Annotated in this window: 9 protein-coding genes; 3 read left to right on the forward strand and 6 right to left on the reverse strand. The window is 63.5% G+C overall.

Going from position 1 to position 14,421, the window contains the following annotated elements; all coding sequences use genetic code 11:
* The first annotated feature begins 75 nt into the window (after positions 1-75).
* On the forward strand, positions 76-1,776 hold the full coding sequence (locus C2L65_RS15690; protein ID WP_042305113.1) for a thiamine pyrophosphate-binding protein: 1,701 nt from the start codon (positions 76-78) through the stop codon (positions 1,774-1,776).
* A 282-nt stretch (positions 1,777-2,058) separates the two neighbouring features.
* Here the strand turns inward: C2L65_RS15690 and C2L65_RS15695 are convergent, their stop codons facing one another.
* Together C2L65_RS15695 and putA are read right to left on the reverse strand one after the other, a co-directional pair.
* Complete coding sequence (locus tag C2L65_RS15695; protein WP_042305112.1) at positions 2,059-3,207, reverse strand: branched-chain amino acid ABC transporter substrate-binding protein; 1,149 nt, start codon at positions 3,205-3,207, stop codon at positions 2,059-2,061.
* An 88-nt stretch (positions 3,208-3,295) separates the two neighbouring features.
* Positions 3,296-7,246, reverse strand: a complete 3,951-nt coding sequence (putA, locus tag C2L65_RS15700; protein WP_042305111.1) for a trifunctional transcriptional regulator/proline dehydrogenase/L-glutamate gamma-semialdehyde dehydrogenase — start codon at positions 7,244-7,246, stop codon at positions 3,296-3,298.
* A gap of 307 nt (positions 7,247-7,553) precedes the next feature.
* Here putA and C2L65_RS46145 point away from each other — a divergent pair, with 307 nt between their 5' ends.
* Positions 7,554-7,712 carry a hypothetical protein gene (locus C2L65_RS46145; RefSeq protein WP_167450341.1) on the forward strand — a complete coding sequence of 53 codons (159 nt, stop codon included), beginning with the start codon at positions 7,554-7,556 and terminating at the stop codon, positions 7,710-7,712.
* A 55-nt stretch (positions 7,713-7,767) separates the two neighbouring features.
* Here the strand turns inward: C2L65_RS46145 and C2L65_RS15705 are convergent, their stop codons facing one another.
* The 4 genes from C2L65_RS15705 to hemE form a co-directional block, all read right to left on the reverse strand.
* A complete protein-coding gene (locus tag C2L65_RS15705; protein WP_042305110.1) occupies positions 7,768-8,004 on the reverse strand; it encodes a hypothetical protein in 237 nt (78 codons plus the stop codon).
* Positions 8,001-9,425, reverse strand: coding sequence for a YeiH family protein (locus tag C2L65_RS15710; protein ID WP_042305109.1), 1,425 nt, complete (start codon positions 9,423-9,425; stop codon positions 8,001-8,003). Before C2L65_RS15710 ends, C2L65_RS15705 begins: the two co-directional genes overlap by 4 nt.
* Positions 9,426-9,611: 186 nt before the next feature.
* Positions 9,612-11,870: a primosomal protein N' gene (locus tag C2L65_RS15715; protein ID WP_042305108.1), complete on the reverse strand. Its 2,259-nt coding sequence runs from the start codon at positions 11,868-11,870 to the stop codon at positions 9,612-9,614.
* A 444-nt stretch (positions 11,871-12,314) separates the two neighbouring features.
* Complete coding sequence (gene hemE, locus C2L65_RS15720; RefSeq protein WP_042305107.1) at positions 12,315-13,418, reverse strand: uroporphyrinogen decarboxylase; 1,104 nt, start codon at positions 13,416-13,418, stop codon at positions 12,315-12,317.
* 172 nt (positions 13,419-13,590) lie between these two features.
* On the opposite strand from hemE, the gene C2L65_RS15725 reads away from it, so the two are divergent.
* Complete coding sequence (locus C2L65_RS15725; RefSeq protein ID WP_042305106.1) at positions 13,591-14,373, forward strand: transporter substrate-binding domain-containing protein; 783 nt, start codon at positions 13,591-13,593, stop codon at positions 14,371-14,373.
* The last annotated feature ends 48 nt before the right edge of the window (positions 14,374-14,421 follow it).

The raw sequence follows: 14,421 nt of genomic DNA on the forward strand, positions 1-14,421 counted from the left end.
CCGCTTTTACGAATGACATCGGCGAGGGTCTCGGCGTAAGCTGTCGAAGCTCTTCTGACTGGAGGTGTCTTCGCAATGTCGCTGTCTTCCGATGCTTCAAATATGACTACTGGCGCGCGGCTCATGGTCGACGCGCTGTTGACGCATGGCGTCGAGCGCGTGTTCTGCGTGCCCGGCGAGAGTTTTCTGGCAGTACTCGATTCGCTGCACGACGAAACGTCGCAAATTCAGACGGTTGTGTGCCGCCACGAAGCGGCCGCCGCCAACATGGCGGAAGCCGTCGGCAAGCTGACGGGCCGGCCGGGCATTGCAATCGTCACGCGCGGCCCGGGCGCGACGCACGCATCGATTGGCGTGCATACCGCGTTTCAGGATTCGACGCCGATGATCCTGCTCATCGGCCAATGCGCGCGCGAGCATCTGGACCGCGAGGCGTTCCAGGAAATCGACTATCGGCGGATGTTCGGCCAGATGGCGAAGTGGGTCGCGCAGATCGACGACGCGCGCCGTATTCCCGAGTACATGAGCCACGCGTTCCACACGGCGACATCGGGCCGCCCGGGTCCTGTCGTGCTGTCGCTGCCGGAAGACATGTTGAGCGACGCGTGCGCCGCGATGCCGGGCGCGCCCGCCTATCAGCGCGTTGCCGCAGCGCCTGCGCCGCAGCAGATCGAGCGTTTGCGCGGCCTGCTCGAAGGCGCGAAGAAACCGATGGTGATCGCAGGCGGCAGCGGCTGGACGCCGCAAGCCTGCGAAGACTTGCGCACGTTCATCGAAAACTGGCAGCTTCCGATCGGCCTCGCATTCCGCTTCCAGGACACGCTCGACAACGAGCATCCGAACTACGCGGGCGACGTCGGACTCGGCATCAACCCGGCACTTGCCAAACGTATTCAAGACGCGGACGTACTGTTTGCACTCGGTCCACGGCTAGGCGAAGCGACGACGAACGGCTACACGCTCTTCGACATTCCGAAGACGAAGCAGACGTTGATCCACGTCCACCAGGGTGCGGAAGAACTCGGCCGCGTCTATTCCGCCGATCTCCCCATCGTCTCGGGCATGCCGGAAATCGCGTCGATGCTGGCGCAACTGAAGCCATCGACGAAACCCGCATGGGAAGGCGCGGCAAAAGAAGCGCACGACGCGTACCTCGAATGGCGCAAGCCGCGCAAGATTCCGGGCGACGTGCAGCTTGGCGAGATCATGTTGCAACTGCGCGAGCACTTGCCGAAGGACGCGATTTTGACGAACGGCGCGGGCAACTACGCGACGTGGCTGCACCGGCACTTCGCGTACCGCCATTTCCGCTCGCAGCTTGCGCCGACGAGCGGCGCGATGGGCTACGGCGTGCCGGCGGCGATTGCGGCGAAGTCGCTGTATCCGGATCGCGCGGTAGTGGCCTTTGCGGGCGATGGCTGCTTCATGATGTCGTCATCGGAAATCGCGACGGCGATGCAATACGATCTTCCCGTGATTTTCATCGTCGTGAACAACAGCCAGTACGGCACGATCCGCATGCATCAGGAGCGGCACTATCCGAACCGCGTGCATGGAACGGGGCTGACAAACCCGGACTTCGCAGCGTTCGCGAAGTCGTTCGGCGCACACGGGGAAACGGTGGAGCGGACGGAAGACTTCATGCCGGCGTTCAAACGCGCGCAGGAATCGAAGAAACCGGCGGTGATTGAAATTCGCTTGCTGCAGGAAGCGAGCACACCGGGCGCGACGTTGGACCAGGTGCGCGAGCAGGGCAAGAAGTTGCGCGGGGAGTAAAGAGGTTCGCGCACCACACAGCCCCGGGCCGTTGAGGGCCCGTGGGCAAACGTCAAGCGGCTCGGTTTGAGCCGCTTTCTTTTGCCTACTTTTCTTTGCGGCGGCAAAGAAAAGTAGGTGCCGCCCCGCACAGGGGCGACGTGTGAACGGCAAACACCGCATCGCGGATGCCCGCGACAAGCGTAAAAAACACAAAAGCCTCGCAGAGCAAAAAACCCTACGAGGCTTCGAAAACAACCGGCAGCGCTCAGCTAATCACCAAGCGCCGCAAGGCAAAAAACCTTACTTCCCGCCCACGCTCTGCAGCGTCGTCCACTTACCATCGACAACCTTATACAGCGTGATGCCACCGTTCTTCAGATCGCCCTTCGGATCATAGGCCAGATCCTTGGTCGTCACAGCCGGCATGCTCGTCTTCGCCAGCACCGGCAGGTACTTGGCCGGATCGGTCGAATTAGCCTTCTTCATGGCATCGAACATAGCCATTGCGCCGTCATAAGCGTACGGCGAGTACGTCTGAACGTCTTCATTGAAACGCTTCTTGTACTTCGCAACGTAGTCCTTGCCACCCGGCATTTCTTCCAGCGGCAGACCAGCCAGCGAGGCAACCGTACCATTCGCCGCATCGCCTGCGACTTGCAGGAACGTCGGCGTGTGGACCATTTCACCGCCCATCAGCGGAGCCTTGATACCCAGCGTCTTCATCTGCTTGACCATCGGCGCAGCCTGCGAATCAGCACCGCCGTAATAGATCAGATCCGGCTGGACCGACTTCAGCTTCGTCAGAATCGACTTGAAGTCGACGGCCTTGTCGTTCGTGAACTCGCGATCGACGATCGTGCCGCCCGCAGCCTTCGCTGCCTTCTCGAACTGATCCGCGAGACCCTGGCCATAAGCCGTACGGTCGTCGACGATCGCGATCTTCTTCATGCCCAGCGTCTTCACAGCGAACGTGCCCGCGACGGAGCCTTGCTGCGTGTCCGAGGTCATCATGCGGAACGTCGTCTTGAAGCCTTGCTGCGTGTATTCCGGTGCCGTCGCCATCGCGATCTGCGGAATGCCCGCGTTCGCGTAGATGCGCGATGCCGGGATCGTCGTGCCCGAGTTGAAGTGGCCGAGCATGCCCTTGATGTTGTCGTCGACGAGCTTCTGCGCGACCGTCGTGCCCGTACGCGGGTCAGCCTGATCGTCGGCCGTGTCCAGCACGAAGCGAACCTGCTTACCGCCGATCATCGGCTTCGTCGCGTTCATGTCTTCGACTGCGAGCGTGATGCCGTTCTGGAAGTCCTTGCCGTAGTGCGCCTGTGCGCCCGTCATCGGGCCGGCGAAGCCGATCTTCACGTCTTCGACCTGCTGTGCGTGCGCAGTCCCCGCCAGCGACATGGCAGCGAACAGCGTCGCGCCTGCCAGCTTTTTCATCGTATGTTGCATAGCTTCTCCTTGGTACCAGGTGTGGACGGCGCGGTGATCGGGGTCGCCGTCTCGCGCCATTTTTTTGAATCGATCAAGCGAGGTTCGCTCAGCCGATCGTCATCAAATTCGCATTACCGCCTGCTGCTGCCGTATTCACGCTCACCGAACGCTCCGTCAACAGACGTTCGAGTGCGTAATCCTCGTCACCGCTTTCCAACGCGCGCGCTGCAAGGCCCTGCACCGACACGATCGGACCCGCGCGCTTCGCGATGTCCTTCACGAGTGTCAGCAACTCGTCGCTGTCGCCTTCGAACAACGCGGCATCGAACGATGCTTCCGCGCTCTTCTTTACGCTCGCGTACTGCTTGAGCGACGCGGGCAGCGCAGCATACAGCTGCTCGCCCGCCGCGCCTTCGAACAGCGCCTTGTTGCCCGTCGCGAGCGCCGCCGCGAACTGCACGCGCGCGCCGCTTGCCGTCGATGCAACGCACAGCACCGTGCCGCGCGCGCCGAGCGTGTACGTGTTGCGCTCGCCCGTCGGGCCAGACAGCACGGCCGTGGCGCCCGCCGGAATGTTTGCCAGATAGCCGTCGCAACGCGCGGCCAGTACGGGCTCGCGTTCCGCGATCAGCCAGTCGCGCAGTGTTGTCAACGCTGCGGCAGGATTATCGCTTGCCGCGTTGCCGTTTTGCGCACCATTCGATGCAGCTTGCGAACCGTCAACCATCAGCGTTTGCGCAAGCGACTTCGGCAGACCAGCGGGGCGCGTCGCGAGCAGACGTTGCAGATACAGCGCGCCGCCCGCCTTCGGACCCGTGCCCGACAACCCTTCACCGCCGAACGGCTGCACGCCGACCACGGCACCGATCACGTTACGGTTCACGTAGATGTTGCCTACGTGCGCGCGGCTGATCACATGCGCGATGGTTTCATCGATACGAGTATGGATGCCAAGCGTCAGGCCATAACCCGTTGCGCGGATCTGCTCGAGCAGTTTGTCGAGCGCGCTGCGGCGATAACGCACCACGTGCAGCACCGGACCAAACACTTCGCGCTTCAATTCGTCGATGCTGTCGAGTTCGATCAGCGTCGGCGGAACGAAGGTGCCGGCGTTGCAACCATCCGGCATCGGCAGCTGCGTGACCTTTCGACCCTTCTCGCGCATCCCTGCGATGTGCGCGTCGATACCGCGCTTCGCGTCCGCGTCGATCACGGGACCCACATCGGCCGACAGACGGTCCGGGTTGCCAACGGCCAGTTCCTTCATTGCGCCCGTCAGCATTTCGAGCGTGCGATCCGCGACGTCGTCCTGCAGACAGAGAACGCGCAGCGCCGAACAACGTTGACCGGCCGAATCGAACGACGACTGCAGCACGTCCGCCACCACCTGTTCCGCGAGCGCCGACGAATCGACGATCATCGCGTTCTGGCCGCCCGTTTCGGCGATCAGCGGAATCGGCTTGCCTTCGGGGTCGAGACGGTTCGACAGCGTCTTGTTGATCAGACGCGCGACTTCCGTCGAGCCGGTGAACATCACGGCGCGCGTGCGCGCATCGGCGACCAGAGCGGCGCCGACCGTTTCACCGTCGCCCGGCAGCAGTTGCACTGCGCCTGCGGGAACGCCCGCTTCGCGCAGAATGCGCACGGCTTGCGCGGCGATCAGCGGTGTCTGTTCAGCGGGCTTCGCGAGCACCGTGTTGCCCGCTGCGAGCGCAGCCGCAACCTGCCCCATGAAGATCGCCAGCGGGAAATTCCACGGGCTGATACACACCACGGGACCGAGCGGACGATGCGTGTCGTTCGAAAATTCGTCGCGAATCTGCGTCGAGTAGTAGCGCAGGAAGTCGATGGCTTCGCGGATTTCGGCGACGGCGTTCGGCAGCGACTTGCCCGCTTCGCGCACGACCAGACCCATCAGCGTATGCATCTGTGCTTCAAGCAGATCGGCGGCACGCGCGAGGCAATCGGCGCGCGCTTCGACGGGCGTCGCCTGCCAGATCGGCGCGGCAGCGATGGCATGTGAGAGCGCAGCGCTCACGTGTTCCGGCGTCGCTTCGACAACCGTGCCGACGAGGTCGCGATGATCCGACGGATTGCGCACGTCGCGTGCATTGCCGACGGCGATTTCGTTGTCTTCGAGCATCGGCGCGGCGCGCCACGGATGATGCGCGCTCGCCAGCAACGCCGACGACAGCGACGCGAGACGATGTTCGTTCGACAGATCGAGGCCCATCGAGTTGGTACGCTCCGCACCGAACAGATTGCGCGGCAGCGGAATCTTCGCGTGCGGCGCGCCGAGCGGCACAACCTTCGCGGCTTCTTCCACCGGATCAGCAACGAGGTCCTTGATGGCCACGCTTTCGTCAGCGATACGGTTCACGAACGACGTGTTCGCGCCGTTTTCCAGCAAGCGGCGCACGAGATACGCGAGCAGCGTTTCATGCGTGCCGACAGGCGCATACACGCGGCACGGACGGTTCAGCTTGTCGCGGCCCGTGACTTCTTCGTACAGCGGCTCGCCCATGCCGTGCAGACACTGGAACTCGTACTGGCCGGGATAGTAGTTCTGACCCGCGAGGTGATAGATCGCGGACAGCGTGTGCGCGTTGTGCGTCGCGAACTGCGGATAGACAGCATCCGGCGCGCCGAGCAGCTTCTTCGCGCACGCGACATACGACACGTCCGTATAAATCTTGCGCGTGTACACCGGATAGCCTTCGAGACCATCCACCTGCGCGCGCTTGATTTCCGTATCCCAGTACGCGCCCTTCACCAGACGCACCATGATGCGGTGACGGCTGCGGCGCGCCAGATCGACGATGTAGTCGATCACGAACGGGCAGCGCTTCTGGTAAGCCTGCACGACGAAGCCGATACCGTTCCAGCCTTGCAGCTCCGGATCGAAGCACAGCGCTTCGAGCAGATCGAGCGAGATTTCCAGACGGTCCGCTTCTTCAGCGTCGATGTTCAGGCCGATGTCGTAGCGGCGCGCGAGGATCGCCAGCGCGCGTACGCGCGGCAGCAGTTCGCTCATCGTGCGTTCCTGCTGCGAACGCGAATAGCGCGGATGCAGCGCGGACAGCTTGATCGAGATGCCGGGGCCTTCGTAGATGCCACGGCCGCCTGCCGCCTTGCCGATCGCGTGGATCGCCTGTTCGTACGACGCGTAGTAGCGCTGCGCGTCGGCTTCCGTCGTCGCGGCTTCGCCGAGCATGTCGTACGAGTAGCGGAAACCGCGCGCTTCGAACTTGCGGCTGTTCGCCAGCGCTTCCGAGATGTTTTCGCCCGTGACGAACTGCTCGCCCATCAGACGCATCGCCATGTCGACGCCCTTGCGGATCAGCGGCTCGCCGCCCTTGCCGATCATGCGCGTGAGCGCCGACGACAGACCCGTTTCGCTATTCGTCGTCACCAGCTTGCCGGTGATCATCAGGCCCCACGTCGCTGCGTTCACGAACAGCGACGGCGCATGACCGACGTGCGAGCGCCAGTCGCCCTTGCTGATCTTGTCGCGGATCAGCGCATCGCGGGTGGCGCGATCGGGAATGCGCAGCAGCGCTTCCGCGAGACACATCAGCGCGACGCCTTCCTGGCTCGACAGCGAGAACTCGTGGATCAGCCCTTCGACGCCACCGCCCTTGCTTTTGCCGCGCAGCGTTTCGACGAGCTTGCCCGCCAGGGTCTGCACTTCGCTCGCGATATTCGCGGGCAGGCGCGCCTGGCCAAGCAGGAACGGCACGCACTCCGGTTCGGGACGGCGATACGCCGCCGTAATCGCCGCGCGCAGCACCGACTGCGGCTGCACGCTCTGCGCGAATTCGAGGAACGGATGCAGCCCGTCGCTTTCGTCGGAATCGGCGGCGCCTTCGACCAGTTCGGTTGCGTTATGGTGGCCCGACAGTTCGGCGGGAAGTTGGCCGTGTTCGATCTTCTCCAGGTACGCGAAGATCGCCTGCTTGATCAGCCAGTGCGGAGTGCGTTCGAGACGCGTGGCGGCATCTTTCAGCCGGGTACGCAACAGATCGTCGACTTTGACGCCAAGGGTGGTGCTCGCCATGGTTCCTTCTTTATGCGCCGGGCGGACGCCGGCCAAAGACTTAAGAGTTGGCCGAATCGTACCCCTCTCAATAAAAAGGTGCAACCAGTGGCGAGAAACGGTTGCACCCTTTGGCAACGCCCGTCACACAAGGGTTTGCGGCCGGTATGCACCGTCTGGATGCACGCGGTTGCGCTCGGTGTTTTCCCTGGATCGGTTTATTTTCGGGCAACCCTTATCGAAACGAAAATCGCGCCGTTATACCGGTCATGAGATGCGCAATGACGCACGGTACGGGGTTCGAAGTCTCGCTATACGGGGTGACCAAATGGAAAAATGGCTGGTAGTGACGGGGGTCTGGATGATGTTCGCGACGTGCATGGTGCTGTTCATCCGCGGCGCGACGGGTGTGTCGCGCCGCGAACTGGTGCCCGTTGAAGTGCGCGACGACGAGCGCGACGCGCAGCCGAAGTCGACTCGCGGCTAAGCGTTTCGAGGTGCGAGGCGCGCTGCAAATACGCGCCTCGATGACGCGGATGCCGTCAGCGCATCCGCGCGAACCGGCGGCAGCTGTCGCGCGGCGCGACGAGCTGGTCGTGAACCAGACACAGGCGGCTGTCGGCAACACTGGCGCCAAAGCCCGAACCGAACACAGTGAGGCCCGGAATGCTCTGCTCAAGCGAATGCCGATCCTCGGCGCGAAACCGGCAATCCGCGCAGCACGGCCGGCGTTCACCGGGCTGCGCGTCGATGGCGTCGTCGAGGACGGGCGCGCTCACGAGCCCTGCCCCAAGCTATTCCAATACGGTGCGAACACGTGCGCGGACAGCGCGTAGCCGGTGGCGATATTGACGGCGACGCCGGCCGTGAACGCGATAAACGGCTTGATGCCCGTGGCCGCCAGTGAGCGCACGCGCGTCGTCAGTCCGATGCTGAAGAAGCAGAAGATGAACGCCCATGTGCGCAGCGCGGTAATCGGCGCGACGAATTCCGGCGTCACCACCTTGCGGTAGTCCGCGAGCGAGTAGTGGCTCGCGATCCACGTGACGAGCGCGGACGCGATCACGAAACCGATCACGAATTTCGGGAAGCGCGCCCAGATTTCGCGCGCGTCGGCCTTGGCGGTTACACCGCTTTCGCTGGACTCCCAGCGCGTCGTCGCGACGATCGCGAGCAGAAACGCCCAGATGCCGATCCAGATGTCGCGGCCAACCACCTTCATCAGCGTGAACGCCTGAAGCGACGCTTCGGGCGATCCCGCGATCGCGCCGCCCGCATGCTTCGCGAAGTCGCCATAGGCTTGTGCTGCGGCGATACCCGCGGCGTCGGCGAATTCCGAGGTGCCGATCCACGCGCCCGCAACGGCCGTCGACAGTCCAAGCGAGCGCGACGCGAACGGCAGCACGAAGATCATCACGATCGCCCACAGGATCACCAGCGTGATCGCCACCGACGCATGCTCGCGTTTCGCGCGGACCGCGCCCGCAATCGCGATCGCCGCCGACACGCCGCACACCGCACCGCCAACGCCGAGCACTGCGGCGAACCGCTTGTCGAGCCCGAGCGCCTTCGCGGCGAAGAAAATCACGAAGAACGTGAAGAGCGAAACGATGGTCGCCTGTCCGACGGCAACCGGGCCCGCCCAGACCAGCAGCGTGAACGGCAGCGTCGCGCCGAGCAGCACGATCCCCACCTTGATGTAAAACTCGACGCGCAGTCCCGCCGAAAACCACTCGGGCAGGCGGAACACATTCGAGATCAGCAAGCCAAGCGCGAGCGCGACGAGCGGCGGCTCGAGGTTGTACTTCGACGCATTGGCCCACGCGCCGACTTCGAAAATCAGCACCGACACGACGAACAGGATCGCGAACGACGCCAGGAAATGCGCGATGCGCTGCTTCAGCACGCTCAGGCTGACGCCGAACAGCACGGCGAAGACGACGAACAGCGCGATGTAATTCGGCAGATGCTTGACCAGGTCTTGTCCGGCCGCGCCGGGATCGGTCCATTTCGCCGGCGCCGTCGCAAGCCACTTGATGCTGCTGCCTGACGCAAACAGCGCCCAGGCAACGACGATCACCAGCAGGCCAACCCATACGGCCCACCAGTCTTCCGTCGAAAAAAGTCCGCCGCCGCCTGTCGTGCTTGCCCGCCGCGAAGGCTGTGCGCCCGCCGGCAAGGTATGTCTCGTATCGCTCATCGTTGTGCCCCGGTCAAAGTTGGCGGCGCACGCGCTATCGATTGTTGTGATTCATGCGCCGATCCGGCGAAATATAGTCGAGCGATGTCGCGAAACGAAACGACCTTTCGTTTTATCGATATGACTTAAATGGATTTGCGAGCAGATGTGTGCAGTTTGCCGACAAATTGCTTACATCGCGGCTCGCTAGATGTCGAGCGGATCGACCTCGACGCTCCAGCGCAGCACGCCTTTCAGCGTGCGCAACACGGGTTGCCAGGCGCGCAGCGTCGTCTGCAACGCGGCCCGCGACGCGCTTTCGATCAGCAATTGCGCGCGATGCACGTGCATCACCTTGACGATGGTGAGCGGCACAGCGTCGTAGACGGTCACGCGGCTGGCGGCAGGAATGTCGGTCAGCACGGCAGCCGCCTGCTGCAGGAACGTCAGCGCGACATCCAGTGTGCGGCCTTCGGCGCGCAGCATCGCCTGATAGACGAACGGCGGCAAATGCGCGTCGCGCCGTTCGGCGAGCGTCGAATTGGCGAAGCCGACGTAATCGTGGCGAGCCAGCGCGTGATACAGCGCATGACGCGGATAGCGCGTTTGCACCAGCACTTCACCCGGCAGACCGGCGCGGCCCGCCCGGCCGCTCACCTGCATCAGTTGCGCGAAGAGGCGCTCGCTCGCGCGGAAGTCGTGGGAAAACAGCGCCGTGTCGGCGTTCAGCACGCCCACCAGCGACACCCGGCGGAAATCGTGCCCCTTCGCGATCATCTGCGTGCCGACGAGAATATCCACCTCGCCCGCATGCACGTCGGAAAACAGCGCCTGCGCGCTGCCCTTGCGTCGCGTGCTGTCGGCATCGATGCGCAACACGCGCGCGCCCGGCACCGCGCCGGCGAGCGCTTCTTCGATACGTTGTGTTCCGCGTCCGAGCGGCGCGATATCGACATTGCCGCATTCCGGGCACGAGCGCGGAATGCGCGATTCCCAGCCGCAGTGATGGCAGCGCAGCGCGCGCTCCGGCTTGTGCAGCACGACGTAGGCGCTGCATCGCGGGCAGCCCGCCACCCATCCACATGCGTCGCACGCCAGCTGAGGCGCGTAGCCGCGACGGTTGAGGAATACGAGACTCTGTTCGCTTCGCTCGAGGCGCGCCTTCAGCGCCGCGATCAGCGGCCCCGACAAACCCTCCACTGAAGCGCGTCCGCGCCGCTGCTCGTCTTCCAGGTCGACGAGGTGGACGGTCGGCAGCACTGCATCAGCGACGGCGCGGCGCGATAACGTGAGCCGTTTGTAGCGTCCTTGCTCGACCTGCCACCAGCTTTCCAGCGACGGCGTCGCCGAGCCGAGCACGACGGGCACGCCCAGTTGCTTCGCGCGCCAGATGGCGAGATCGCGCGCGGAATAGCGCAAGCCTTCCTGCTGCTTGTACGCCGGGTCGTGTTCCTCGTCGACGACGATGATGGCCAGATGCGGCAACGACGCCAGCACGGCGAGCCGCGTGCCCAGCACGATGCGCGCGCGCCCCGTGTGCGCGGCAAACCAGTTGCGGGCGCGTTCGCCCTCGGCAAGACCGCTGTGCAGCGTGACGATTTCGGTATCGTCCATCGACGCGAAGCGCGCGCGGAACGCAGCCTCGAATTGCGGCGTCAGGTTGATCTCGGGCACGAGGACGAGCGCCTGCGCTTGCGGATTGGTCGCCAGCAAGCCCGCCAGCGCCCGCAGGTAGACCTCCGTCTTGCCGCTGCCCGTCACGCCGTGCAACAGGAACGGCGCGAAGGCTTGCGCACCGCGGATCGCTTCGACGGCGGCCGTTTGCTCGTCCGTGAGCGTCGGCAGCGTCGCGCTGCGCGGCGTGTGATCCCGCGACAGGCTGTGCGCGGCGGGATCGACCACTTCGAGCGCGACCCAGCCTTCGGCTTGCCACGCTTCGAGCGTCACGGTTGCTTTCGCGTGCAACGCACGGGCTTCCGCGGCGGGCAGCGTATCGGCTTCCGCGAGTGCGGCTGCAAGACGGCGCAACGTCGTGGCACGCGCCGGAAGCGCGTCGGGCAGCGCGGCGCGCCCTGCGGGCAACAGACGATAACGCTCCTCGGGAGCGAAAAGCCGCGTCCAGCGCGCCGCATCGCGCAATGCCTGGGGAAGCGCCGGCAGCGCGACTTCACCGATGCCGCGCTGGTAGTAGTCGGCGGCGAACTGCGCGAGTTGCAGCCAATGTTCGGAAAGCGGCGGGCAAGCGGCGCAGACGCTATGGACCGACTTCAGACGGTCGGCGGGCACGTCACTGTGAGCAGTCACTTCCATGACGAGGCCCACGACATGCCGCTTGCCGAACGGCACGCTGACGAGCATCCCCGGCGCCGGCGCCAGTGAGGCGTCACAGCGGTAATCGAAAAGCGTCGGCAGAGGATGATCGAGCGCGACGCGGACGTAGGTGCCCGTCAGATCGACGACCCGCATAGACACCGTTCGCTGGGAAAGTAATTCACCGACTGAGAGCCGCCGCCGACACACTTAAAGTAAAACTTCAATTTCGGCGCTAAGTTTTGATTTTGCATCGACAATTGCGCCCGATCCCGCCTGCCTGTGGATAACTTTGTTGAGAACTTGGCCCGGATGTCCCGCAAGGGCCGTGGTACGGGCCTCTGTGTGGGATAGCGCACATTTGTCTTAGGAACCCGGAAAGCCTTGTCGCTCAAGGCCTTCAACAGATTTCCGCGTACTTTTCAAGGCAGCTGCGACGATCGATCCCTCTACCGCGCCGCAGCGTGACAAGTGTGCATAAGTCAAGTCTTGACAACGCTAAGAGGGCCTCGGGGCGGACTTTGGAACGCTATTTTCCCCTCAGACCGAGAGCCCACGTCGTTGCGTCGCAACAAAAACGTCACAATCCGGACGATTCCTTCACGCCTTGGCGTCGCCACCCGCCGACCGGATCGTGCGGCTATGCCGATGCACTTCATCGACCAGTTCGGCGACGTTCTCGGGCGGCGTGAACTGCGAAATACCATGCCCAAGATTGAAGACGTGACCGGGGAAATTACCGAAGCTGTCGAGCACCGCGCGCGCTTCGATGCGAATCGTCGACGGCGGCGCGAACAGCACAGAAGGATCGATGTTGCCCTGTAACGCCACCTTGCCAGCGACGCGCTCGCGCGCCTTGCCCAGATTCACCGTCCAGTCGAGCCCGACAGCATCGACGCCCGTCGCGGCAATCTCTTCGAGCCACAGGCCGCCGCCCTTCGTGAAAGTGATCACGGGCACGCGGTTGCCGTCGTGCTCGCGCTTCAACTGACTCACGACCTGCTGGATGTAGTGCAGCGAGAAGCGCTGATAGATGCCGTCGGCGAGCGCCCCGCCCCATGTGTCGAAAATCATCACGGCTTGCGCGCCCGCTTCGATCTGCGCGTTCAGATAGGCCGCAACCGCCTTCGCGTTGACGTCCAGGATGCGATGCATCAGATCGGGACGCGCATACAGCATCGACTTCACGGTCCGGAAATCGTCAGAGCCGCCGCCTTCGACCATGTAGCACGCAAGCGTCCACGGGCTGCCCGAGAAGCCGATCAGCGGCACGCGCTGACGGCCTTGCGCGTCGGTGAGCGCGGTGCGGATCTGGCGCACGGCGTCGGTGACGTAACGCAACGTGCTGTCGATATCCGGCACGGCCAGACGCGCGACGTCCGGTTCGGTGCGCACTGGACGCGCGAACTTCGGCCCTTCGCCGACCTGGAAATCGAGGCCGAGCCCCATCGCGTCGGGGATGGTCAGGATGTCGGAGAAAAGAATCGCGGCGTCGAGCGGATAGCGTTCGAGCGGCTGCAACGTGACTTCCGTCGCGTAATCGGGATTCTTCGCGAGGCCGAGGAAGCTGCCCGCGCGGCTACGCGTCGCGTTGTACTCCGGCAGATAGCGTCCTGCCTGGCGCATCAGCCAGATCGGCGTGTACTCGGTCGGCTGGCGCAACAACGCGCGCAGGAAAGTGTCGTTGAGGAGGTTGTGGGCCACGGCGCTCGCGACTGAAGGCAAAGACGCATTTTAACCGCTGAGCGCCCGACGCCGCCTCCGTAATCCTGGCAATTGCTGTTTGTCCTATGCCATCCGGTCGATGGTCACCGGTAGTTGTGCGGACTATTATCGATTCCGTTGCACCCACATAGATAACGATAAAGGAGACTCAATGAAGAAAGCTACGTTGGCCCTTCTTGGCGCCATGTGCTGTGCCGGCGCGGTCCAGGCGCAAAGTGTCGCACCTGCGGCGGCGTCGCGGCTCGATGAGATTCTCGCGCGCGGCACGATGCGAGCATGCACGACGGGCGACTACAAGCCTTACTCGTTCTATAAACAGGACGGCCAGTTCGAAGGGATCGACATCGACATGGCCGAGTCGCTGGCGAAATCGCTCGGCGTCAAGGCGGAGTTCGTGAAGACGTCATGGTCGAACCTGATGACCGACTTCGTTGCGAAGTGCGATGTCGCCGTCGGCGGTGTGTCGACGACACTGGATCGGCAGAAGCGGGCTTTCTTCACGGTCGCGTATCAGGTGGACGGAAAGTCGCCCATCGTGCGTTGCGACGACGTCGACAAATACCAGACCGTCGCGCAGATCGATCAGCCGTCCACTCGCGTGATCTTCAATCCGGGCGGCACCAATGAGCGGTTCGCCAAGCAGTTCTTTCCGCATGCGAACCAGGTCGTCTATCCGGACAACGTGACGATCTTCAAGCAGATTCTGGCCGGCAAGGCGGATGTGATGGTCACGGACGCGTCTGAGACGCTGTTGCAGCAAAAGCTCAATCCCGGTCTGTGCGCGGTACATCCTGACAAACCGTTCCAGTATGGAGAAAAGGCATGGCTGGTGCCGCGTGGCGATGTGGTGTTTCAGCAGTATGTCGACCAGTGGTTGCACCTCGCTCGCGCGTCGGGGGAATACCAGTCGATATCCGATAAGTGGCTGAAATAACGCCGAGTTTGTGACGGCCGAGGCAGTCGCACTTACCGATTGGTACAA

Source organism: Paraburkholderia terrae, from assembly GCF_002902925.1.
Taxonomy (GTDB): Bacteria; Pseudomonadota; Gammaproteobacteria; order Burkholderiales; family Burkholderiaceae; genus Paraburkholderia; species Paraburkholderia terrae.